The following is a 23,344-nucleotide window of genomic DNA, read 5'->3' as shown; positions in this document are numbered from 1 at the left end:
CATGGGCGCACGCAGGCTGCAGCACCGGTCGGTCCGCCTCTACGACATCGTCCGCACCGCCCACCTGGAGCGGGCGCACGAGTACGCGCCCGCGAGCATCCTCTACCGCGACCGACGGTACGACTACGACCCCCGCCTCGAGGCCGGGCTGGACATCGTGCGCGCGGGCGACGCCCGCGCCGCCCTCCTGCTGGCACGGTCGGACGTCGACGTCCTCGAAGTCAACGAGCCGCTCATGCTCTCCGCCGCCGCGCGTTCCGCGCTGGCCATCGCCGCGGTCCGCATATCCGGGATGCTGCGCAGGCGCCGCACCCAGGTGGTCAGCTACGCGATCGAGAACCTCCGGCCGCCGGCGCCCGCATCGCTGAAGGGCCGAGCGGGATGGTGGGCGAGGATGAGGCTCGCGCGCTACGTCCACGCGCGGCTCGATCGACTGGCGTTCGGCACGGAGAGCTCGCGGGCCCTCTACGAAGGGATGCTCGGGCGACCCCGAGCGGCCACGATCACCATCCCGGCACTCCCCTCACCGGCCTCGGACGTCCCGCTGCACGACCGTGCGCAGCAGGTCGTCTTCCTCGGAGCCTTCGACGAACGCAAGGGACTGCCGCTGGTCCTCGCATCCTGGCCGCTGGTCGGGCTGCGCCGTCCGCAGGCGCGACTGCTGCTGCTCGGGAAGGGGCCGCTCGAGAACGCCGCGCGCGACGCCGCCGGAGCGGACCCGTCCATCACCCTCCGGGTGGACCCGCCTCGGGACGAGATCGCCCGCCGCCTGGCGGACGCGAAGGTCCTCGTCCTGCCGTCGCAACGCCGGCCGCGGTGGCGCGAGCAGGTCGGCCTGCCCATCGTCGAGGGGCTGGCCGCAGGCTGCGTCATCGTCACGACCGCCGAGACCGGGCTCGCCGACTGGCTCAGCCGCACGGGGCACTTCGTCCTGCCGGCGGACGCGGACGCCGACGAGCTCGCCTACGCCCTGACGAACGCGCTGGACGACCGGCGCTCCCCGTCCGAACTCCTGGCGGCGCTGCCGTCGACGGACGGACGCCGGGCGGCCGACGACTGGTTGTCCGGCCGCGTCCCGGCGCCCGACGAGAGCGTCGCAGCCCGGTGACCGGGCGCAGGGGCGCACTCCGCGCCGTCTCCTCCACCGCTCTGATCAAGGTGCTCGTCATGGGCGCCTCCGGCATCCTGGGCATCTTCACGAGCCGCCTGATCATCTCCCACTTCGGCACCGACGCCTACGCGCAGTACGGGCTGCTCTCGACGCTGTCGACGCTGCTGCCCTTCGCCGATCTCGGGATGGCCGCCGTCGTCATCAACGCCATCGCCGGCTCGGGCGACCCGCGGACGGACCCGTACGTGCGCCGCGCGATCACGACCGCGCTCCGCATCCTCATGGGGGCGGGGACCGTCATCCTGCTGATCGCCCTCGGCATCACACTGCTCGGCGCGTGGCCGACGCTCCTTGGCGCGGGTCTGACGCCCGGGTCCGGCGACCTGGCCGCGTTCCTCTGTCTGGCCGTCTTCGGCCTCGCGCTGCCGCTGACGGTCGGTCAGCGCATCCTCGTCGGGCTCGAGAAGACGACGCTGCAGGTCACCACCCAGTTCGTCGTCGCTCCCTTCATGTTCCTCTCGGTCGGCCTGGTGGCGCTCCTCTCCGTTCCCGCCGGCAGTTACCTGGCGGTCTTCTCGTACGTGGCGGCCGGGCTCGTCTCGGTGCTGTGCCTGCTCTTCGCCGCGCGGCTGATGAAGCCGCAGGTCGGCAAGGCGATCCGGGATGTCCCCCGCGTACGTCGTGTGCGCAACGTCGCGGCTTTCGGCCTGGCCTGGCCGATGCTGGCGCAGATGCTCGCGCTGCCGATCGCCATGCAGACCGACCGCCTGCTGCTCAGCCACCTGACGACGGGGACCGAACTCGCCCAGTACAACCTGGCGACGCAGCTGTTCGGCCTGATCCTGCAGACGATCGCGGCGGCGGGTGTGGCGCTGTGGCCGGTCTTCGCCCGGGCACGCTCGGCCGACCGGGTGGAGACGCCGTGGCGAGCGACGCTGGCGTTCGCCGGCGGCGGGCTCGCGACGGCGCTCGTTCTGGCGGCGCTGCTCCCGTGGGTGGCGGCCTTCGTGTCGGACGGCAAGCTGCAGCTGGACGGCTGGCTGGTGGGCGGTTACATCGCCTTCGTGGCCGTGCAGGCGGCGAAGTACCCGATCGGTATGTACATGACCGATCAGCGCGGGCTCACCTTCCAGGTGCTGCCGATCGTCATCATGGTGCCGATCAACCTCGGGCTGTCGTGGTGGCTCACCCTGACGCTGGGCGCGGGCGGGCCGATCATCGGCTCGACGGTCGCGGTGCTGCTGTGCCAGGTCATCCCGAACCTCTGGTACGTGCGGCGGGATCTCGCCCGGCGCCGCGCAGCCGCGCGCGAGGCGGCCGCGCAGGAGCCGACTCTGACCCCTATGGGGGACTAGGGCCGGCCTCGCGGTTCATGAGACAATCTCATAATCAGCCGAAAGGATGCGCAGATGGCCGTGGCCGACCCCTCGCCGCTCCGCTTCACGGCAGCGTCCAGGAGTGACCGCTCCCCGCTGCCGGGCAGCGTGGCGGACGTGCGTCCCACGGCGATGCAGACGGTCGCCCGCATCGTCGCCGCGCTCTCCCTCGTCGTCATCGGCGCCCGCATCCAACTCCCCCAGGGACTCACGGTCGGGTACGTCGTCGCCCTGCTGCTGCTCCCCGTCTGGATCTCCGTTCTGCCCCGCTACCGCGGCGGCATCCTCCTGATGGTGCTCGGCGGAGCCGCCGCCGTGAACGGCTACCTTCTCACCGGGCTCGCCCGCGGGACCGCGCAGACCGGCAACGGCCTCGCCCTGCAGAACACCCTCGTGCTGGTGGGGACCATGATGGCGATCGGGGTCGTGCTCTGGGCGCGCACCCTGCTCCCGCTGTGGAGCGTCGGACTGTTCTTCGGGATCGGCCTGCTGGTCGGCATCGACCCGCACGGCATCCTCGCCGGAGGCAACCCCTGGAAGTTCGTGTTCGCCGTGCCGGTCACCGTGATCGCCCTGAGCATCGCCATGATCCGCAGGAGCCGGGTGCTCGAGCTCGTCATCGTGGTGGCGCTCGCGGCGCTGTCGATGGTGAGCGACGCCCGGAGCGGCTTCGCCATCCTCCTGCTGACGGGCGTGCTGGTCCTCTGGCAACTGCGGCCGACATCCCGCACGAGACGCGCCTCGACGACGCGTGTGCTGCTCGGTCTGCTGCTGGTCTCCGGGATCGCGTACAACGTGGGGCAGTCGCTCATCGTCGACGGCGCGCTCGGCGAGGCGACGCAGCAGCGGACGATCGCGCAGATCGACACCTCCGGTTCGCTCATCCTCGGCGGCAGGCCGGAGCTCGCAGCCACGGCCTCGCTCATGCAGCACTACCCCTTCGGCTTCGGCTCCGGCACCTACGCCTCGCCCAGCCAAGTGCTCGTCGCCAAGCAGGGGATGCTCGCCATCAACTACGACCCGAACAACGGCTACGTCGACAACTTCATGTTCGGCACGGGCTTCGAGCTGCACTCGATGATCGGCGACCTGTGGGCGAAGTACGGCGTGGCGGGGGTCGCGCTGGCCGCGGCCCTGCTCTGGTACGTGCTGCGCGGGCTGGGCCACAGCGTCGCCCGGAGGACCGCGAGCGCGCTTCTGATCTATCTGGCGGTCAGGACGCTCTGGTCGATGTTCTTCGGTCCCTGGTATTCGTCGGTGACCCTGCTGACGCTCCTCATCGGAATGACCCTGCTGGAACGCGGCCGAGACGATACGAAGGCGGTGCCCTCGTGACCGAACGACTCACCGCGAGCCGCCGGCCGTTCGTGGTCCAGCAGTCCTTCCCGCAGCCCCGCCCCACCACGAACCCGTACGTCATCATGCTCGCCGACGCGATCCGCGCTCAGCCGGGAGTGGAGCTGCGGTACTTCAGCTGGCGGAACGCCCTGCTGCGACGCTACGACGTGTTCCACGTGCACTGGCCGGAGATCCTGGTCACCGGGCGCACCCCGTTGCGCGCCCTGGTGCGGCAGGGTCTCTCCTGGCTGCTGCTGGTCCGGCTTTACCTGTTCGGCATCCCGCTCGTCCGCACCATGCACAACCTGGAGCTGCCCGACGGGATCAGCCGCCGGGAGCGAGCGCTGCTGCACTGCTTCGACCGCCTGACGACCTTGCGCATCACCCTCAACCCGCAGACGTCCGTCCCCGACGACGCCGACTCGATCACGATCGTGCACGGCCACTACCGCGACTGGTTCCGCGAGCAGCCGCGGCAGGAGCGGGTGGATGGTCGCGTCGCCTACTTCGGGCTCATCCGGCGCTACAAGAACGTGCAGGCGCTCATCCGGGCCTTCCGCGGGCTCCCCGGCGACCTCTCGCTCGAGGTCGGCGGGCGCCCGTCGACGCCCGAGCTCGCCGCGGAGGTCGAGGAGCTGTCGCACGACGACGACCGCATCGAACTGAAGCTCGAATTCCTCAGCGACGAGCAGCTCGTCGGCATCGCCACCGCCGCAGAACTCGTGGTGCTCCCCTACCGCGAGATGCACAACTCGGGCGGGACGCTGGCCGCACTCTCCCTCGACCGCCCTGTGCTCATCCCCGACAACGAGGTGAACCGCGCCCTGGGCGAGGAGGTGGGCGAGAAGTGGGTGCGCCGCTACAGCGGCCCGCTGACCACCGAGACGCTGGAGCGGACGCTCGAGGAGCTCCGGACCGACCCGCCGTGCGGCCGCCCGGACCTCTCCGCCCGGGAATGGACGACGGTCGGCGAGGAGCACGTGGAGGCGTACCGGCACGCCCGCCGGCTCCGCGGACTGCCCGCCTGACGCCGTCCGGCCGGCTCAGCCGCGCCGGTACTCCTGGTACCGGTAGCCGAACGCGCCCGTCAGCATCCCGAGCCCGCGGGCCAGGGTGCGGGCGCCGCGAGCGCGGCGGTCCAGCGACCCCCGCAGGATGCCCTCGACGATCCGCAGGCAGCCGCCCGCCGCGCGGAGGGCGCCGCGCACCACCAGCCCGGCGACGGTACGGAGGCGCTCGGCCGGCGACTGGGCCAGCTTGAGCGACGTGAGCGCCCAGCTGTTGCCGCTGGAGAACGCGCGCAGCATCACCCAGCGGCGGGTGACGCGCTTCGCGGGCACGACATCCACCACCATCGCCTCGGCGCACCACACGATGCGGCCGCCGGCACGGACGAGCTCGCGGGTGAACATGGTGTCGTCGCCGCCGGTGATGCCGAAGTCGAGGTCGAAGCGGATGCCGTGGCGCCGCACGAACGCGAGGTCGAGCAGCAGGTTGTTCGTGGCCGCCACGTCCACCCGTTCGCCGGTCGCCAGGCGGCGGCGCTGGAAGAACCCGCCGGCCTCGATCCAGGCGTCCGGCTGCCGCTCGAACGTCGACCGGACCGGCCCGACCACCGCCTCCGCCTCGCCCGTGCGCCACACGCCGAGCAGGGCGCCCAGCCAGCCCGGTTCGGGGCGCTCGTCGTCGTCGATGAAGACGAGGAGGTCGTCGGCCGGGGACTCGGCGAGCGCCCGGTTCCGCGCCGCGGAGATGCCGGGAACGCTCTCGACGGCGTAGCCGATCGGCACCGGGAGGCCGTCCGCGAGCTGGGCGACCGCCTCCCGCGCGCTCGCCTCCTTGTCGTTGTCGACGACCTGGATGCGCACCTCGAACGGCAGCGCCTTCACGCTTTCGATCTCGCGCGCGAGCGACGGGAGGACAGCCCGGATGTCGGCGGGCCTGCGGAAAGTGAGCACAGCGATCACGACGTGGTGCACGATTGTCATCATGACAGGATCAGGGCTCCCGGGCGAGTTGGACGACCTGGCGGTCGTGGTGGTGAACTACGGGTCCTCGGCGCTGCTGTCGCACACCCTCGCGGGGGTGGCGGCCGACGTGCCCGAGGCGACGATCGTCGTCGTCGACAACTTCTCCACCGAGAGCGAGCGGACGGCGCTGCGTGCGCTTGCCGGACCGCTCGGCTGGGACGTGGTGGAGCAGGAGAATCTGGGCTTCGGCGGCGGCATGAACGCCGGCGTCGCGCGCGCCCGCGAGCTCGGCGCCCAGCGGTTCCTGTTGCTGAACCCGGACGCGACCATCCAGCGGCCCAGCGTGGAGACGCTGGTCGCACGCTCGGTCGCCGAGCCCATGACGCTGCTCTCCCCCGTCGTCCGCCGCCCCGACGGATCGCCGTGGTCTCTCGGAGCCGACGTCTACCTGCGCGACGGGCGCATCCGCTCCGCCGCACGCCGCGGCACCGTGCCCGGCGAGCGGGTCCCGTGGCTGAGCGGCGCCTGCCTGCTCATGACGGAACGGCTGTGGGATGCGGTCGGCGGGTTCGCCGACGAGTACTTCCTCTACTGGGAGGACGTCGACCTCTCGGTGCGCGTCACCCGGGCCGGCGGCGCGCTCGCGCTGGTCGAGGATGCGACCGCCGTCCACGACGAGGGTGGGACCCAGGGAACCGACGGCTCGCGTTCCGGCACCGCCAAATCCGGCACCTACTACTACTACAACATCCGCAACCGGCTGCTGTTCGCGACGAGGAACCTGCCGGCGGACACCGTGCGCGCCTGGCGCCGTGCCACACTCCCCGTCGCGTGGGAGATCCTGCTGCAGGGCGGCAGGCGGCAGTTCCTCACCTCGACCGCGGCCATACGTGCGGGATGGCGGGGGGTTCGAGACGGCCTTCGCCTGTCCCGGACTCCCCGCCATCCCGATGACCCCGACTACTGAGCGGTCTTCGCGCTGAAGTTGTCGACGCCCACCGTGGTCGTCGCATCCGTCGCCGAGGCGGAGACGTACGCGACGGTGCCGACGCTGCCCGCGGCCTGCATGGCGGCCGTGGTGCTCGTCGCCGTCGCCTGCCAGGCGGCCGGCTCGGCCTGTGCGGCGTTCCACACCTTGGCATTCAGCGTCGTGGTCGTGCCGTCACCCACCGTCGTCATCCGGACGTTGAGCACCATGCCCGGCGTCCAGGTGAGTCCGGCGATGTTCAGCGCCTTCAGCGTCGTACCGCCCTCCAGGATCTGGAGCTGCACGGCGCCTCCGGCCTTGATCCAGGCCCGGCCGTAGAACGCGGTGCTCCCGACCTGCCGGCCGATGAGCCCGACGTACTGGCCGCCGCCGGTCGCCGCCTTGTCGACGGTGAACGACGCCTGCACGTCGCTCGCCGCGGACGAGACGGAACCCAGGCGGGTGGTGCGCGTCATGCCGACCGGTACCGCGATGGATCCGGCCCCGTTGCCGACGGAGAAGTTCGCCGCCGTCCCGGTGAGGGTCCAGGCGCCGCCGGTGTCGGCGGTCCCCCAGCCGTTCGCCACCGTCCTGCCGAACGCGTCGGCTCCCAGCACGGTCGCGGTGCCCGAGGTGACCGTCACCTGCTTGGTCGTGGTGCCCGTCGCCGACTGGTTGTCGGTGACGGTCAACGTGACCGTGTAGGTGCCGGCGCTCGCGTAGGTGTGCGATGCGGTCGCCCCGCTCGCGGTCCCTCCGTCACCGAAGTTCCACGCGTACGAGCCGATCGTGCCGTCCGGGTCGCTCGAGGTCGAGCCGTCCACACTCAGCGCCAGCCCGGTCGAGGACGACGTGAACGCCGCCGTCGGAGGCTGGTTCGCCGCCGCGACCGTCACCTGCTTGGTCGTGGTGCCCGTCGCCGACTGGTTGTCGGTGACGGTCAACGTGACCGTGTAGGTGCCGGCGCTCGCGTAGGTGTGCGATGCGGTCGCCCCGCTCGCGGTCCCTCCGTCACCGAAGTTCCACGCGTACGAGCCGATCGTGCCGTCCGGGTCGCTCGAGGTCGAGCCGTCCACACTCAGCGCCAGCCCGGTCGAGGACGACGTGAACGCCGCCGTCGGAGGCTGGTTGGGCGCGGCGACCGTGACCTGCTTGGTCGAGCTGGTCGTCGCATTGCTGTTGTCGGTCGTCGTCAGCGTCACCGTGTAGGTGCCGCCGGCGGCGTAGGTGTGGTTGGCCGTGACGCCGGCTCCCGTGGAGCCGTCACCCCAGTTCCACGCGTAGCCGATGATGGTGCCGTCCGGATCCGCGGACGCCGACGCGTCGGTGTTCACCGTCAGACCGCTCGTCGTCGCCGTGAAGGACGACGTCGGGGGCTGGTTCGGCACGGGTGCCACCGTCACCTGCTGGCTCGTGGTCCCCGTGGCGGACGCGTTGTCGGTGACCGTCAACGTGACCGTGTAGGTACCCGCCGTGCCGTAGGTGTGCGTCGCGGTGGCGCCGGTCCCCGTCGAGCCGTCGCCCCAGTTCCAGGAGTATCCGGTGATCGTGCCGTCCGGGTCGGCCGACGCCGAGGCGTCCGTCGACACGGCGAGGCCGGAGGTCGACGCCGTGAACGACGCCGTCGGCGGCTGGTTCGCCGGAGTTCCGGTGGAGCCGAGCGCGTAGTGGTTCGCGACCGTGGAGGCCGAGAGCTCCGTCGAGTAGACGGCGACCTCGTCGAGCGTTCCGTTGAAGTACGGGCTGCTCGATCCCCAGGTGTTGTCCCCGCCGATGCGCCAGTAGCCGTTGTAGCCCTGGGCCTGCGTCTGGGGGTTGGTGCCGACCTTCACACCGTCCACGTACAGCGCCATGCCGTCCGAGGCCTGCGTCGCGGCCACGTAGTGCCAGTTGCCGTCGTTCAGCGGCGTCGGCGACGTGATCGTGTTGGTCTGGCCGGTCCACACTCCGAACACGAGGCGTCCGTCGTTCTGCATGTAGACGTGCCGGTCGTAGTTGTTGGACAGTCCGCTCGGCTGGTCGCCGAACCCGATCAGCTTGCCGCCGGAGGTCGTGGTGGTCTTGAACCATCCCTCCAGCGAGTACGTCGTCGGGTTGGACACCTGCTGGCTGCTCACCACCACGCCCGAACTGCCGTTGAACGCCGTTGCGGCGTTCGCGACACCACTGAGCGCTCCGGTCTGACCGTGGGTGTAGCCACCCTGGTAGTTGCCGGTCTGGCCGTACGGGGAGGAGTCGGCCGCCGTCGTACCGGTGTCAGCCAGACGCCAGTACAGGTCGGGGTCGCTCTGGTACACGGCTGCACCGTAGGCGTCCGCGGGCGCCGACGGGGTGTTGAGGCTGTATCCGGCCGCCTGGTACATGGAGGACACCTGGGTGCGGCTCAGCACCGTCGGGTAGATGGCCACCTGGGCGATCGAACCACCGAAGTAGTTGCTCGCCGGCTGGCTCGGCCAGCCGTTCAGGTTGTCGCCACCGACACGCCAGTAGCCGTTGTAGCCCTGTCCGGTTGTGACATCGGTGCGGGATGCGACGCGCTTGCCGTCGACATAGAGCACCATGCCTCCGCTGCCGAGCGTGGCCGTGATCTGGTGCCACTGACCGTCGTTCAGCGCCATCGGGGTGTTCAGCGTCTGCACGCCGCCCGGGTAGACACCGAAGTAGACCTGGCCGTTGTTGGCCATGTAGACGTGACGGTCGTAGCTGCCGGAGTCGCCGGTCGCCTGGTTGCCGAAGCCGAGGATCTTGCCGCCGCGGGTCGTGGTCGTCTTGATCCACGCCTGTGCCGTGAACGTGTTCGGACCGTCTTCGTTGGTGGGCGACGGGAAGAACCCGTCACTTGCGCCATCGAAGCTGGCTGCCGTCGTGCTGTCGGGGTTCAGCGGTCCCGTTCCCGAACGCGTGACACCCGGGTTGAGCGTTGCGTCGTTCCCGTTCGCCCAGTCGTAGGCGTTGCTGCCGGAGCTCTCGTTCAGCGGCCAGTAGTACTCGGGGCTCGCGTTCAGCACGCTGGATGCATACGGAGTCATCGATCCGGAGCTGGCGATGGTCACGGAGACCGACGGGCCGAGGACGGAGTTGCCGTTGGGGTCCGTGGCTCTGATCCGGTATGTCTGCGTCGAGCCCGGCACCTGCCCGGTATCGGTGAACGTGAGGGATTTGGGTTGCCAGAACGGCGTCGTGACCTGGGTCGTGTAGATCGGGTGGCCGGTCGCCTGGCCGCGGATCACATCGTAGGTCAGGGTCTCGTTGTCCGGATCCCAGTTCGTCTTCCAGCTGATCCGCGCCGTTCCTTCGGTGAGGGAGATGACGTTGGGGCTGTACGAGGATGCGGGGATCTGGGGGCCGATCTTCAGAGGCGCCACGGATGGCATGGCGAACCGGACGAGGCCCTGTTGGGCCTTGCCCTGCACGCGCGTGAACTCGCCGCCGAGGATGAGGTAGTTGCCCGAGGACTCGTTGCTCCAGGGCCCCTGACTCTGGCCGGTGAAGGTGCCGGTGTTGACGTCGGGGTACCAGTTCAGGAGGTCCGGACGCGGGTTGCCCGCGAAGTTGTAGTAGCCGTACGGGTCGTTCGTGATCGTGCCGCGCACGTCCGTGGTGAACGCCAGCGCCCGGTGGAAGGTCCAGTCGGGGCTGGTCTGCGGGAAGCCGCCGATGTTACCGCAGTAGTGCGGGTGGCCGACCGCGTACTCGACGCCCTGGAGCACCGTGATGTCATAGGTGTCGCCGTGGCAGTCCTCGACCCAGACGAGGTCGCCGTTCGTCCAGTCGGCCCGGAACGAGCCCTCGAGGTTTCCGCCGGAGCCGAACACGTAGCCGGAACCGTACAGGCCCGACGCGTCGGCGTGCAGAGCTTCGATCGCCGCCTGCGTCCCGCCGTTCCGGATGAGGCTGTTCACGTTCCAGGGCAACAGGGTCGCGGTGTCGGGGGTGACGGCGGCGAGGCCGTAGCCGGGGTTCGACGACCCGTTGACGGACGTGAAGTTGCCGCCGAGGACGATCTTGGAACCGTCCGGCGAGATGGCGAGGTGCTGCGCAGTGCCGCCCGCGATCGTCGGCGCCCAGGGCAGCAGTGCCCCGTTGCTCGCCGAGAAGGCGGCGGCGTACGTTCGCGCCTGGTTGCCGGCCGAGCTGAATCCACCGACAGCGTAGACCGTCGTGTTGGTCGCGACGATGCCGGCCACGCTCGCGTTCAGAACGGGCACGAAACTCGTGATGAGCGCGCCGGTCGCGGTGTTGAACGCCGCGAGGCGGTAGCGGGTCGCGCCCCCGATCGTGGTGAAACTGCCTCCGACGTACAGCCGGGTTCCGTCCGGCGAGACCGCCAGCGCCTTGACCTGCCCGTTCGGGCTCGGGTTGAACGTGGTGTTCAGTGCGCCGGTGGTGAGGTCGAACGCGAGCATGTTCGCGCGCGGCGTCTGGTTGGTGCCGGCGGCGGCGCCGGCAGGCCTGGCGTTCGAGAACTGACCGCCGACGTAGACGGTGTTGCCGACGACCTGCTCCGCCCATGCGACGCCGTCCATCTGCACGGTGGGCAGCGGGTCGGCGCTCACGGTGGCGGGATCACCGGGAGGCGGGGCCGTGTCGGCCACGGCGGGCTGGACGACGACGAGAGACGCGAGGATCGCTGCGGCTGCAGCGACGATGCCGATCGCGGCACGTCGGCGCCTGTGGCTCCGACGTTGCTGACCCGCCATCTCCTGGGGTGTCCCGCCGTCGGCGGGAGGTTCGTGCGATGCAGTCACGGTTTCATCCTGTGTTCGGGTTGAGGAGAATCGTCGGTTCGGGGTACTGACGGGGCTTTGTCGACTAATTCTCAGTTAATTTGACGCTGAGCTTAGCTCAGTTATTGGGTGAAACGAGGGCCGGTCCCCCGTACTGGGGGGACGTGGGACTCACTTCGGGGCGGCGCCTTGGAAGGCGATGGCGGGCGAGCCCGCCTGATAGTCCACCGTGATGACGACGGACCCACGCTGGTCCTCCGGCACGGTGAAGACATAGGTCGCCGACGCGTTCGAGTGCGCCGGGATGCTGGCGGGCAGCGCGGTCACCCCCGGGCCGCTCAGCGGCGACGACGGGGTGTTGTCCTGTCCGTAGTAGGTGTTCACGACGATCTGCGGGGTCGGGTATGCGGCGTCGCCGGCGTTGGCGAAGTCGAGCGTGAAGCGTATGGCCGGACCGGCCACCTCGCCGACGCCCTGCGCCTCGCCCTTCACGGACTCGAGATCCGACATCGTCACCGTGACGCCCTTGTCGACGGTGGTCTTCGAGTTCAAAGCCACCGGTTCCCGCTGGGGGAGGTCCGCACCGGCCGCGCCGGGCACCGTCGTCGGCGTCGGCTTCTCGCCGGGAGCGGATGGCGCCGGGGTGGATGCATCCGGAGCCGCCGTCTTCGGACCTGCCGATGCGGACGTGGACGGCTGAGCCGTGGCCGGGCCGTCGGCCGAGGTCTGCGACGCGGAACCGGCCGCGACCCCCCACCAGACGCCGCCGACGAGGAGGACGAGCGCAGCGGCGCCGGCGATCCAGAGCCACCACGGACGACGTCGTCCGTTCGGCTCGGGCGTGTTCTCAGCGGACATCAGGACTTCCTTCCGAGTGCGCGCATCTGACCGAACCAGCGAGGCAGTGCGATGGTCAGTGCGCCGAGGTTGGCCACGAAGAACAGGCCATAGACGATGGTGAAGAGCAGGGGCCACCCCAGGACGAGGAAGACCAGGCAGAGCACGCCGTAGTCCGTCGGCACCAGCAGGAGGGTCTTGAGCGCCGACCGCGAGCCTCCGGCCCGTTCGGTCGAGCCGCCGCGCGCCGCGCGCAGGAGGTCGTTGAGGATCATCCCGAAGAACGTCACGTTCGCGACGATCGCGTAAAGAAGGGGGAGCAGCAACCAGGCGGCCGACGGCAGATCGAAGAAGCGGAACATGGCGACCGCCACCGCGAGGTGCAGAGCCGAGATCTTGCCGCTGTCGACCACATGGTCGAGCCACTCCCCCGCGGCGGACCCGCCACCCCGCAGACGGGCGACCTGACCGTCGGCGGAGTCGAACGCGTACCCGAGCGCGAGGAGCACCCAGACGAGCAGGCCGGTCCAGGGGGCGGTCGGCACGAGCGCGACCACGAGGATGCCGGAGAAGGTGAGTGCGGCGGAGATCGCCGTCACGGCATTCGGGGTGAGTCCCGCCCGGTAGGCCCATGCCGCGATGAGGCGGCCGGCACGGCGGTTCACGTAGACGGAGTAGGGAGGCGAACCCGGCAGCGACTGCTTCTGTGCGCCAGCGAGGCTGCGCACGACCGCGCGATACGACTGCGCTGCGCCTTCCTGCGTCGTCATGGGACCACCCCTCCACGACCCGACGACGAGCGCACCCCACCCGGGTCAGTGGGACGTCTTCACGGCGGTCGGGCCGTGCCTGCAGTCTAATTGAGAAAGTCTCACAAACCGCCATCCCCATTCGGGTGACAAGCACCCGTCCAGTCCACCCCCAGAACAAGATGCTGACAAATCTTCACTATTCATGCCAACATAGGTGAGGAAATCTCAAACTAACCGAGGGGGAAGCCCGTGACCCGACGCATCGGCTACGCCGCAGGGGCGTTCGACCTGTTCCACATCGGACATCTGAACATCCTGAAGCACGCCAAGAGCCAGTGCGACCACCTGATCGCGGGCGTCGTCTCCGACGAGATGCTCGAGCTCACCAAGGGCGTCAGCCCCGTGATCCCCCTGGCGGAGCGGCTCGAGATCGTGCGCAGCATCGAGTACGTCGACGAGGCGGTCGCCGAGACCGTCCCCGACAAACTCGACACCTGGCGCGAGCTGCGGTTCGACGTGTTCTTCAAGGGCGACGACTGGCGCGGCACCGAGAAGGGCCTGCGGCTCGAGCGCGAGTTCGCCGCGGTCGGCGTCGAAGTCGTCTACTTCCCGTACACGATGACCACGTCGTCGACGCAGCTGCGGCAGGCGCTGGCGGCGCTAGCCGGCTGAGCCGGCCGGCTCCTCTTCCGCCGCCGCTTCGCTCTCCGGGTCGCGCTCGCGCGTCCCCGCGAAACGATCGGTCGCCTCGATCAGCGCATCGAGGATGCCCGGCTCATCGAACGCGTGCCCGGCATCCGGGATCATGTGCAGGTCCGCCTCCGGCAGCGCCCGGTGGAGGTCCCATGCGGTCATCGGGGGCGTGCAGACGTCGTAGCGGCCCTGCACGATCACGGTGGGGATGCCCGCGAGCTTCGGCGCATCCCGGATCAGCTGGCCCTCCTCGAACCACCCGCCGTTCACGAAGAAGTGGTTCTCGATGCGCGCGAAGGCGACGGCGTAGGCGGGCTCTGTGAAAGACTCCACGAGTTCCGGACGCGGCAGCAGGGTGATCGTCGACGACTCCCAGCGCGACCATGCCACCGCGGCGGGCCGGTGCACCGCCGGGTCCGGGTCGGAGAGCAGGCGCTGGTAGGCGCGCATCAGGTGCGACCGCTCGGCCGGAGGGACGGGCTCGACGAAACCCTCCCACAGATCCGGGAACAGGGCTGCCGCACCGCCCTCGTAGAACCAGTCCAGCTCCTGGGCACGCAGGGTGAAGATGCCGCGCAGTACGAGCTCCGTCACGCGGTCGGGGTGCGTCTCGGCGTACGCGAGGGCCAGTGTGCTCCCCCACGAGCCGCCGAAGACCTGCCAGCGGTCCACGCCCAGGTGCTCGCGCAGCCGCTCGATGTCCTCCACGAGGTGCCAGGTGGTGTTCACCGCGAGATCCGCGTCCGGGGCGCTGGCGTGCGGGAGGCTGCGCCCGCACATCCGCTGGTCGAACAGGACGATCCGGTACAGCTCCGGATCGAACAGCCGTCGGTGCGCGGGCGTCGTCGCACCGCCGGGGCCGCCGTGCAGGAAGACGACCGGCTTGCCCTCCGGGTTGCCGCTCACCTCCCAGTAGAGCTGCTGGTCGTCGCCGACCTCCAGCATCCCGCTGTCGTACGGCTCGAGCTCCGGGTAGAGGGTGCGCATTCCGCCAGGCTAGTGCCCGGCACGGTTCAGCCGGCGTCGCCGCGCTCGATGGATGTTCGCAGCGCGCCACCGGCCACCGGGTCGCCGCCGAGCAGCCACGCCTGGAGTGCGGCAGCGGGCCATTGGCCGGAGCGGAGGTCCAGACCGCCGTCGGGGATGAAGCCGGCGACGTCGCGCAGACGCCCCACCACATCCAGCAGCGCTATCGTCGCGGCCACCCGCGGGCCCGGGTGGTGATCGACGGCCAGCGCGAACCGCACCGCTTCGCGGAGCGCCTCCTCCTCGGCGCACTCGAGCGCGGGATAGGCGGGCGCCACCGGGAACCCCAGGATGGTCCGGGCGCGCTCGGCCAGAATGCCGCGACCGACGAGCGCGTCGAGGACCTCCGCGGACAGGGACGGCCGGGCGAGGCGGGCGACCCACCACTCGTCGGTCTGCGGCGCAGCGGATGCGGCGAGAGCGTCCAGGGCTCGCGACAGCAGCGGATCGATCGGGCCGGGTGCGGCGAGGACGGCCCCGGGGCTTGCGGCCGCCCCGCCTCCCGCGACGTCGGCGACCAGGCGGCCGCTCCCGTCGAGCCGGACTGCGCCCCGTACCGCCAGCTCGGCGAGCACACCCGCGGCGAGCACCGCGTCGAACGTGGCCGCCTCGACGGCGCGCCGGCCGTCCGAGTCGCGCAGCAGGAGCAGCGCGAGCCCCTCGGGGACCGTCGACGTGAAAGGCGCCATACCCCTTAAGACGCAGTGACGACCGGTTCGTGACGCCCGCGCGCGTTGCCGGCGATCAGAGGCGCGACGCCGGAACCGAGAACGTGTCGCAGGCGGCGGCGCCCTGGCGGAAGCCGGTGGTGAACCAGCGCTGACGCTGGTCCGCCGAGCCGTGCGTCCACCCCTCCGGGTCGACCCGGCCCGTGGCGGCCTTCTGGATGCGGTCGTCGCCGACCGCGGCGGCGGCGCTCAGGGCGTCGGCGATCTGCGCATCCGTGATCGGCTCCAGGAAGGTGCGTCCGTTCTCGTCCTTCGTCGTCGACGCCGCGCCCGCCCAGCTCCCCGCGAAACAGTCCGCCTGCAGCTCGGTGCGCACGCTGTCCGACGCCGGACCGGTCTGCCGGCTGGTGTGCTGGTCCATGATCCCGGAGATGTTCTGGATGTGGTGCCCCCACTCGTGCGCGACGACGTACATCTCGGCCAGCGGACCGCCGCTCGCGCCGAACCGCGACCGTAGTTCGTCGAAGAAGCCGGTGTCCACGTACAGCGTCCGGTCGGGCGGACAGTAGAACGGGCCCACCGCGCTCGTCGCCCCGCCGCATCCGGTGCTCGTCTGGTCGGTGAACAGGATGAACTGCGGCGACTCGTAGGCTCCGCCGAGGCGCGGCAGCTCGTCCGACCAGTACGTGTCGAGCGAGGCGGCCGCGCCCTTCATCCGGCAGTCGACGCTCGCGTTCGCCTCGGCGCCCGTGCTGCAGGCCACCTCCTGGTCGCCCGTGCCGATCTGCTGCGTCCCGCCGCCCGAGCCGCCCCCGACCAGCCCGCTCACGTCCACCCCGAGCAGCTGGGCGATGAGGAAGACCGCGATCGCGCCGAGGCCGACGCCTCCCGCGGCGATCCCGGTGGTGCGGCCACGGCGGCGGACCTTGCCGCCGCTGATGTCGGCATTCGGATCGAACGTCATGGCCACACCGTACGCCGCGGGCGACGGCGGGACTCGGGGCTTGCGCGGTCGACCCGGCTGCGGTTTAGGCTCGCGGCGTGAGCGCATCCACCCCGTCCGCGTCCCCCACGCCCGTCACCGTGACCGTGACAGGGGCGGGCGGCCAGATCGGCTATGCGCTGCTGTTCCGGATCGCGTCCGGCCAGTTGCTCGGCCGCGAGACGCCGGTGCGCCTCCGGCTGCTGGAGATCCCGGCCGGGGTGCGCTCGGCGGAAGGGACCGCCCTCGAGCTGGAGGACGGCGCGTACCCGCTGCTGCACTCCGTCGACGTGACGGACGACGCCCGCGCGGCGTTCGACGGCACCAGCGTCGCCCTGCTGGTGGGTGCGCGCCCGCGCGGGCCCGGGATGGAGCGCAGCGACCTGCTGCGTGCCAACGGCGGCATCTTCGGGCCGCAAGGGGAGGCGATCAATGCCGGTGCGGCCTCCGACGTCCGGGTACTGGTCGTCGGAAACCCGGCCAACACGAACGCGCTCATCGCGAGCGCCCACGCGCCGGACGTCCCGCGCGAGCGGTTCACCGCGATGACCCGGCTGGACCACAACCGCGCGGTCGCGCAGCTCGCCCGGCACCTGCGCGTGCCCGTCCGGTCGGTCGAGGGCGTCATCGTGTGGGGGAACCACTCGGCCAGCCAGTACCCCGACCTCAGTCACGCGACCGTGGATGGACGTCCCGCCACGGAGCTGGTGGACGAGCGCTGGCTCGTCGACGAGTACATCCCGCGGGTCGCGAAGCGCGGCGCCGAGATCATCGAGGTGCGGGGGTCGTCGTCCGCAGCGTCGGCGGCGAGCGCCGCGATCGACCACGTGCACGACTGGGTGCACGGAACCGGCGAGCGCTGGACGAGCGCCGGCGTTGTGTCCGACGGGTCGTACGGGGTGCCGGAGGGACTGGTCTCGTCGTTCCCGGTGCGCTCGGTGGGCGGTGAGTGGCGGATCGTCCCCGGCCTCCCGATCGACGCCTTCTCGCGCGAGCGCATCGACGCGTCGGTGGCGGAACTCGTCGCCGAGCGCGACGCGGTGCGCGCCCTCGGCCTGCTCTGACGCGCGTTCGCGAGCTCACGATTTGTGCACATCGCACGCGGCGGCGAGCGACATTCGTCACGAATCGAGGCTCTCGCGCGGCCACAACGACCATTCGGCACGAATCGCGCGCGGGGCGGGAACGCGCGCGATTTGGCGCCGGCGGCGGGGTCAGCGCTTCTTCTGCGACTTCTCGTGCGGCGGGAGGGTGCCGTCGGCGCGGCGCTCGGCGTAGTACGCGCGGGCCTCGGCCTGGCGCTCCGCCTCGGCGCCGGACGCGATCTTCGCGCGCACCAGCTCGGGGCCGTAGCCGAACGCATCCACCAGGTCCACGGCGTGCGGACGGATGCGCGTGAGCAGCCGGTCGATGTAGGCCGACACGGCCTGCGCCCGCTGCGGCGAGAGCCGGCCGTTGATCAGGTACCAGGCGAGGTGCTTCTCGATCAGCCCGAAGCCGAACAGGTCGCGCAGCCAGGTCAGCACCTGCTTGGTGCCCTCGTCCGGCGCATCCTCGAGCGCGTCCGTGAACGCCTCCCACTGCAGCAGCTCGCCGTGGGCGCGCGCGGCCTCGATCAGGTCGTTCTGCTGCGCGTTGAACAGGTCGGCCGCCGCCTTCTTGCCCAGCTTGGATGCGGGGCGCAGGCGTCCGGCGATCGTCGCGATCATCGTCTCGACCCGCGCCGTCAGCAGCTCGCGCTGAGTGGACGGCTCCTGAAGCCAGTTGACCGCGCGGGCGGTCGAGCCGAAGTCGCGGACCGTCTGCGCGACGCTCCGCAGACCGCTGCCGTGGTAGGCCTTGCCCGCCGCCTGGGTGACGACGTACCGGGCGAGCGCACCGACGTCGGCCTTCGCGAACTTCCGGCTGTAGTCGGTCAGCAGGCGCTTCGCGACCAGCTGCAGCAGGACGTTGTTGTCGCCCTCGAAGGTGACCCAGATGTCGAGGTCCTGGCGGAGCGACGTGAGCCGGTTCTCGGTCAGGAAGCCGGACCCGCCGCACGCCTCGCGCGCCTCCTGCAGCGTGTCGAGCGCGTGCCACGTGCTCAGCGGCTTGAGCGCGGCCGCGATCGTCTCCAGGTCCTGCCGGTCGGTGTCCGTATCGGCCACACCGCTGAACACGTCGTCGAACTTGCGCAGGAAGACCTCGTGGGCGAAGCTCGCCGCGTACGTCGTCGCGAGGCGCGGCAGCAGGCGACGCTGGTGCCGCTGGTAGTCGAGCAGCACCTCCTCGTCCGTGTCGCTCCCGGCGGTGAACTGGCGGCGCTGGTCCGCGTAGGTGATCGCGATCTTCAGGGCGATCTTGGATGCGATGGTCGCCGACCCGTCGAGCGAGACGCGACCCTGCACGAGTGTGCCGAGCATCGTGAAGAAGCGGCGGCCGGGGCTCGCGATCGGCGAGGTATAGGTGCCGTCCTCGGCCACGTCGCCGTAGCGGTTGAGGAGGTCGGTGCGCGGGATGCAGACGCCGGTGAAGTGCAGCCGGCCGTTGTCGATGCCGTTCAGCCCGCCCTTCTGGCCGTCGTCCTCACCGCCCACGCCGGGCAGGAAGTCGCCGTTGGCGTCGCGGATCGGCACGTAGAAGGCGTGCACGCCATGGTTCACGTTCTGCGTGATGAGCTGAGCGAACACGACCGCTGCGGTCGCGTCGACCGCGGCGTTGCCGAGGTAGTCCTTCCACGCCCCGCGGAACGGGGTGTCGATGACGAACTCCTGCGTGTCAGGGTCGTAGGTGGCGGTGGTTCCGATGCTCGCGACATCGGAGCCGTGCCCGGTCTCGGTCATCGCGAACGCGCCAGGCACCTCCAGCGACATGATCGCGGGCAGGTAGGCGCTGTGGTGGCGCTCGGTGCCGAGGTGCAGCACGGCGGCGCCGAAGAGGCCCCACTGGACGCCCGACTTGATCTGGAGGGACGGGTCGGCCGCCACGAGCTCCTCGAACGCGGCGATGTTGCCGCCGTTGTCCTCCTCGCCGCCGACCGACTTCGGGAAGGCGCGGTGCACCTGGCCGTTCTCGACCAGCAGCTTGAGCTGCTCGAACACCCGCTTCCGGTGCTCGGCGACGGACAGTCCCTCCTGCTTCTGCATCTCGGGACGCCCCGCGAGCCGGCGTGACGCCAGCCGCGCCTCCGCCCAGTCTCCGAGGAGCTGGCGGCCCAGCGCCTCCACGTCCACACGGGGGGCGGCGCCGACGCCGACAGGCGCGGGCTCGGGGACGGCGGGGGCCGGGGTGGTGGAGGTTGCGCTCGGGACGCGTTCGGCAGTGTCGACCATGACCTCTCCTCAAGAAAATCGCGGGATGACGACACGCTACGACGACCGCCGTGACAGACGAAAACGTCGGTGCGCCGCCTACAAAGGGCCGGGGCGACGTCCAACCCCCACGTTGTGGGAACCTCCAAACGCGGGTGTTCGGCCTCGTAGCGATGGGACAACCCCCGCCCCACTCCGGGAACGCAGAAGCGCCGCCCCCGGGGAGGGGAGCGGCGCTTCGATCCGCTGTCCCGGCGCCGGGGCCCGGCGCCGAGCGGCTAGGCGGCCTGGCGGGGCGCCCGCGGGGTCCGCAGGTCGCGCCCCTGCTGCGGGCGGGGCGCCCGCAGCGGGGTGGCGAGTGCGGCGCGAGCCGCAGCCGCGCCCTTCAGCTCCACGACGGAACCGGCGGCGAGCTGCGCGTCGCGCTCGATGCGCGCGCCGTTGCCGACCATCGCGTTCTCCCCGAGCTTCGCACCGCTGCCGATCTTCACGCCGGAGCCGACCACGCATCCCGCGCCGATGTGCACGTTCGCACCGACGAAGGTGCGGTCGCCCACCGTCGCCCCCTTGTCGATCCAGCTGCCCGCGCCGACGTAGGCGTCGGTCCCGACACGCGCATCCGCCTCCACGTAGGCCGTGGGCTCGATGTAGGCCGAGTCGGCCACCCGCGCCGTCGGGGACACGAGTCCCCGACCGTTCGCGTGACGCTTGTACTTGATGACGGCGCCGGTCTCGTCCTCGAGTTCCTCGATCATTCGTGCCATCTCCTGCTTCCTCCTTCGAGATCGCCGCAGTAATCGTTCGATGTCATAACGTCGGACGGCCGCAAGGAATTCCCTGGTCGCCCGCATGAAACACGCAACGTACCCTGCGCTGCGCGGTTCGCAAAGGGGTACGGCCGGATGCGTGTTGGGGTACACCCCGGACCGAGGGGGATGCGCGCCCGCCCACCGGATCGTCGGCTGCCGTCTACCGCCTGTTCGACCGTGCCCCGGAGGCTGCGGCTGCGCGCCCTCTCGTCGTCGCCGACCGGCACCGCGTGCCGCAGCGTCCCTCACCCGCACCCGTCATCCCGCTTGCGTCGCAGAACAGTTCTCGACTCTTCGACACACGGCGCCGGACGGAGAAACCGACGTGCACTCGACCGGATCTCCGACACGCGGCCGCAGATCTCCGGCGCCGAGCTTTTCGCGGTTCAGGGGCCGACTCTCCGAGGCAAAACGCCAGAGGGAGGCCGGCGTGGCGGGCGGCGGAGTCTCCGACCGATGAGGCACGTCGCGGCTGCAGCTTGCGTCGGAGAACAGGGCCAAAATCTCCGACAGAACGCTCTGGGGAAGGAGATTCGAGGCGCATTCGACCGGATCTCCGACACACCGCCGCAGATCTCCGACATAAGGGCCTCCGCGGGAGGGGGCGGCCGATTCTCCGACGCAACGCGCCAGCAGGAGAGATGGGGCGGGAGTCGTCCTTATCTCCGACGCAAGCCCTCGATTCATAAGGTGGACGACTCTCCGACGCCGGGCTGCGCCGGGCTGCGCCGAGCTGCGCCGGGCTGCGGCCCCTACCCCGCGACCGGAGCGGCGGCGCCTGCCGCCGCGACCACCGCGAGCAACGCCTCGCCGTACGCCTCGCGCTTCTTCGCTCCGATGCCGGGGATGCCGTCGAGGTCCGAAGGCGTGGCGGGGCGGGCGGCCGCCACCGCGCGGAGGGTCGCGTCGGAGAAGACGATGTAGGCGGGGACCGACTGCTCGCGAGCCTGGGCGGCGCGCCAGGTGCGGAGCGCCTCGAACAGGTCCGCGTCTGCGGGCGACAGAGCGGCGTCGGCCGAGGATGCGGCGCTGCGCGAGGAGCGGGCGGCGCGTTCCGGTCGCTCGGGCTCGGTGCGCAGGATCACGGGACGGGCGCCGGAGAGCACCTCGGCGCTCGCCGGAGTGATCGTGAGCACGCCGTACTCGCCCTCAGGCTTGAGGAGCTCCTGGGCGATCAGCTGCCGGGCCACCCCGCGCCACTGGCTCTCGGACAGGTCGTCGCCGATCGACCAGGTGGCGAGGGCGTCGTGGCCGTACTGCTCGACCCGGGCGGTGCGCTTGCCGCGCAGGATGTCGATCAGATGGCTCGCCCCGAACCGCTGGTTGCGCTCGCGCTTCAGGCGGACCACCGTCGACAGCAGCTTCTGGGCGGGGATGGTGCCGTCCCAGCTCTCCGGCGGGGTCAGGCAGGTGTCGCAGTTGCCGCACGGGGAGGAGTTCTGGCCGAAGTAGCCGAGCAGGTTGACGCGGCGGCACTGGACCGTCTCGCAGAGGGCGAGCATCGCATCCAGGTGCTGCGTCATCCGGCGGCGGTGCGCGAGGTCACCCGGGGAGTCGTCGATCATGCGGCGCTGCTGCACCACGTCTTGCAGGCCGTACGCCAGCCACGCCGTGGACGGCAGGCCGTCGCGCCCGGCACGGCCGGTCTCCTGGTAGTAGCCCTCGACCGACTTGGGCAGGTCGATGTGGGCGACGAAGCGCACGTCGGGCTTGTCGATCCCCATGCCGAAGGCGATGGTCGCCACGACGATCACGCCCTCCTCGCGCAGGAAGCGCGACTGGGTGGCCGCGCGCACCGACGCGTCGAGACCGGCGTGATACGGCAGCGCGGTCAGGCCGCGCGACGAGAGGAACTCGGCCGTCTTCTCCACCGAGTTGCGCGACAGCGCGTAGACGATCCCGGCGTCGCCCGGGTGCTCGCGAGTGATGAAGTCGAGCAGCTGCTTGCGCGGCTCGGCCTTGGGCACGATGCGGTACTGGATGTTCGGACGGTCGAAGTCGGAGACGTAGTGCTCCGCGCCCTCGAGCCGCAGGCGCGAGGTCAGCTCGCGGTGGGTGGCCTCCGTCGCGGTGGCCGTCAGGGCGATGCGCGGGACGTCCGGCCAGCGGTCGGCGAGTTCGGAGAGCGCCAGGTAGTCGGGACGGAAGTCGTGCCCCCACTGCGAGACGCAGTGCGCCTCGTCGATGGCGAACAGCGCGATGCGGCCGCGCTCGAGGAAGCGCTTGGTGGACTCCGACGACAGGCGCTCCGGGGCGACGTAGAGGATGTCGAGCTCGCCGCCGAGGTACGCCCGCTCGACCGCCGCACGGGCTGCGCCGTCTTGCGTGGAGTTCAGGAACGCGGCGCGCACGCCGACGGCGATGAGCGCATCCACCTGGTCTTGCATGAGGGCGATGAGCGGGGAGACGACCACGCCCGTTCCCTCGCGCAGCAGCGACGGGATCTGGTAGCAGAGGCTCTTGCCGCCGCCGGTCGGCATGAGCACGACCGCGTCGCCGCCACCGGCCACGCGCTCGATGATCTCCTGCTGCTGACCGCGGAAGGTGTCGTAGCCGAACACCGTGCGCAACGCGTCGTGCGCCGTGCCGAAGCGCGGCGGAGTGGCCCGAACGGCCGGCGCTGCCGGAGCAACACCCGGAGCAACACCCGGAGCAACCCCGGCAGCCACCGGCGAAGCACCCGCATACGGGTCGTCGTACTCGGGGAAGGGCGGCTCCTCGTCGAGAGGAGGCGCATCCCTGTCGTCGGGGACCCAGCCGGAAGTGTCGCTCATGCATCGATCGTAACGGCGGCCCCT

General features: G+C 70.8%; 17 protein-coding genes. 7 read left to right on the top strand and 10 right to left on the bottom strand.

Annotated features, from left to right (window positions below; genetic code table 11):
* The first annotated feature begins 1 nt into the window (after position 1).
* From ACR9Y5_RS03355 to ACR9Y5_RS03340, 4 genes are read left to right on the top strand one after another with little or no spacing between them, the layout of a single operon-like run.
* On the top strand, positions 2-1,108 hold the full coding sequence (locus tag ACR9Y5_RS03355) for a glycosyltransferase family 4 protein (RefSeq protein WP_481296641.1): 1,107 nt from the start codon (positions 2-4) through the stop codon (positions 1,106-1,108).
* Entirely contained in the window at positions 1,105-2,466 is a 1,362-nt protein-coding gene (locus ACR9Y5_RS03350) for an oligosaccharide flippase family protein (protein ID WP_481296640.1), read from the top strand. The genes ACR9Y5_RS03355 and ACR9Y5_RS03350 overlap by 4 nt, the downstream gene beginning before the upstream one ends.
* 54 nt (positions 2,467-2,520) lie before the next feature.
* Positions 2,521-3,822: a hypothetical protein gene (locus tag ACR9Y5_RS03345; protein WP_481296639.1), complete on the top strand. Its 1,302-nt coding sequence runs from the start codon at positions 2,521-2,523 to the stop codon at positions 3,820-3,822.
* Positions 3,819-4,853 carry a glycosyltransferase family protein gene (locus ACR9Y5_RS03340; RefSeq protein ID WP_481296638.1) on the top strand — a complete coding sequence of 345 codons (1,035 nt, stop codon included), beginning with the start codon at positions 3,819-3,821 and terminating at the stop codon, positions 4,851-4,853. The genes ACR9Y5_RS03345 and ACR9Y5_RS03340 overlap by 4 nt, the downstream gene beginning before the upstream one ends.
* A gap of 15 nt (positions 4,854-4,868) precedes the next feature.
* Here the strand turns inward: ACR9Y5_RS03340 and ACR9Y5_RS03335 are convergent, their stop codons facing one another.
* Entirely contained in the window at positions 4,869-5,813 is a 945-nt protein-coding gene (locus ACR9Y5_RS03335) for a glycosyltransferase family 2 protein (protein ID WP_481296637.1), read from the bottom strand.
* Position 5,814: 1 nt separating this feature from the next.
* Between ACR9Y5_RS03335 and ACR9Y5_RS03330 the strand changes: the two genes are divergently transcribed.
* Positions 5,815-6,762 (top strand): glycosyltransferase family 2 protein, encoded by a 948-nt coding sequence (locus ACR9Y5_RS03330; protein WP_481296636.1) that lies wholly within the window; start codon positions 5,815-5,817, stop codon positions 6,760-6,762.
* Here ACR9Y5_RS03330 and ACR9Y5_RS03325 read toward each other — a convergent pair.
* From ACR9Y5_RS03325 to ACR9Y5_RS03315, 3 genes are all read right to left on the bottom strand, one after another.
* Positions 6,756-11,510 carry a PKD domain-containing protein gene (locus tag ACR9Y5_RS03325; RefSeq protein WP_481296635.1) on the bottom strand — a complete coding sequence of 1,585 codons (4,755 nt, stop codon included), beginning with the start codon at positions 11,508-11,510 and terminating at the stop codon, positions 6,756-6,758. The genes ACR9Y5_RS03330 and ACR9Y5_RS03325 overlap by 7 nt on opposite strands.
* A 150-nt stretch (positions 11,511-11,660) precedes the next feature.
* Entirely contained in the window at positions 11,661-12,347 is a 687-nt protein-coding gene (locus ACR9Y5_RS03320) for a hypothetical protein (RefSeq protein WP_481296634.1), read from the bottom strand.
* Entirely contained in the window at positions 12,347-13,096 is a 750-nt protein-coding gene (locus tag ACR9Y5_RS03315; RefSeq protein ID WP_481296633.1) for a CDP-alcohol phosphatidyltransferase family protein, read from the bottom strand. Before ACR9Y5_RS03315 ends, ACR9Y5_RS03320 begins: the two co-directional genes overlap by 1 nt.
* Before the next feature lie 231 nt (positions 13,097-13,327).
* Here ACR9Y5_RS03315 and ACR9Y5_RS03310 point away from each other — a divergent pair, with 231 nt between their 5' ends.
* The gene (locus ACR9Y5_RS03310; protein ID WP_481296632.1) at positions 13,328-13,750 is read left to right on the top strand and encodes an FAD synthase family protein; all 423 of its coding nucleotides are present in this window, start codon (positions 13,328-13,330) and stop codon (positions 13,748-13,750) included.
* Here ACR9Y5_RS03310 and pip read toward each other — a convergent pair.
* Genes pip through ypfJ form a run of 3 tightly spaced genes read right to left on the bottom strand, consistent with a single transcriptional unit; the run spans position 13,739 to position 16,429 of the window.
* Positions 13,739-14,758 carry a prolyl aminopeptidase gene (gene pip / locus ACR9Y5_RS03305; protein WP_481296631.1) on the bottom strand — a complete coding sequence of 340 codons (1,020 nt, stop codon included), beginning with the start codon at positions 14,756-14,758 and terminating at the stop codon, positions 13,739-13,741. The two genes, ACR9Y5_RS03310 and pip, sit on opposite strands and share 12 nt — an antisense overlap.
* Before the next feature lie 26 nt (positions 14,759-14,784).
* Positions 14,785-15,486 (bottom strand): GOLPH3/VPS74 family protein, encoded by a 702-nt coding sequence (locus tag ACR9Y5_RS03300; RefSeq protein ID WP_481296630.1) that lies wholly within the window; start codon positions 15,484-15,486, stop codon positions 14,785-14,787.
* Between the two features lie 55 nt (positions 15,487-15,541).
* Entirely contained in the window at positions 15,542-16,429 is an 888-nt protein-coding gene (ypfJ, locus tag ACR9Y5_RS03295) for a KPN_02809 family neutral zinc metallopeptidase (RefSeq protein ID WP_481296629.1), read from the bottom strand.
* Between the two features lie 77 nt (positions 16,430-16,506).
* Between ypfJ and ACR9Y5_RS03290 the strand changes: the two genes are divergently transcribed.
* Positions 16,507-17,511: a malate dehydrogenase gene (locus ACR9Y5_RS03290; RefSeq protein WP_481296628.1), complete on the top strand. Its 1,005-nt coding sequence runs from the start codon at positions 16,507-16,509 to the stop codon at positions 17,509-17,511.
* Between the two features lie 150 nt (positions 17,512-17,661).
* On the opposite strand, the gene ACR9Y5_RS03285 is transcribed toward ACR9Y5_RS03290, so the two are convergent.
* From ACR9Y5_RS03285 to recQ, 3 genes are all read right to left on the bottom strand, one after another.
* On the bottom strand, positions 17,662-19,758 hold the full coding sequence (locus ACR9Y5_RS03285; RefSeq protein ID WP_481296627.1) for an acyl-CoA dehydrogenase family protein: 2,097 nt from the start codon (positions 19,756-19,758) through the stop codon (positions 17,662-17,664).
* Between the two features lie 257 nt (positions 19,759-20,015).
* Positions 20,016-20,501: a DapH/DapD/GlmU-related protein gene (locus ACR9Y5_RS03280; RefSeq protein WP_481296626.1), complete on the bottom strand. Its 486-nt coding sequence runs from the start codon at positions 20,499-20,501 to the stop codon at positions 20,016-20,018.
* Between the two features lie 797 nt (positions 20,502-21,298).
* Positions 21,299-23,320, bottom strand: coding sequence for a DNA helicase RecQ (gene recQ, locus ACR9Y5_RS03275; RefSeq protein WP_481296625.1), 2,022 nt, complete (start codon positions 23,318-23,320; stop codon positions 21,299-21,301).
* Positions 23,321-23,344: the final 24 nt, after the last annotated feature.

This window comes from Leifsonia sp. KNZ13-11D (assembly GCF_056754895.1).
The sequence above is the reverse complement of the archived record's forward strand: the minus strand, read 5'-3'. Positions and strand labels throughout refer to the sequence as shown.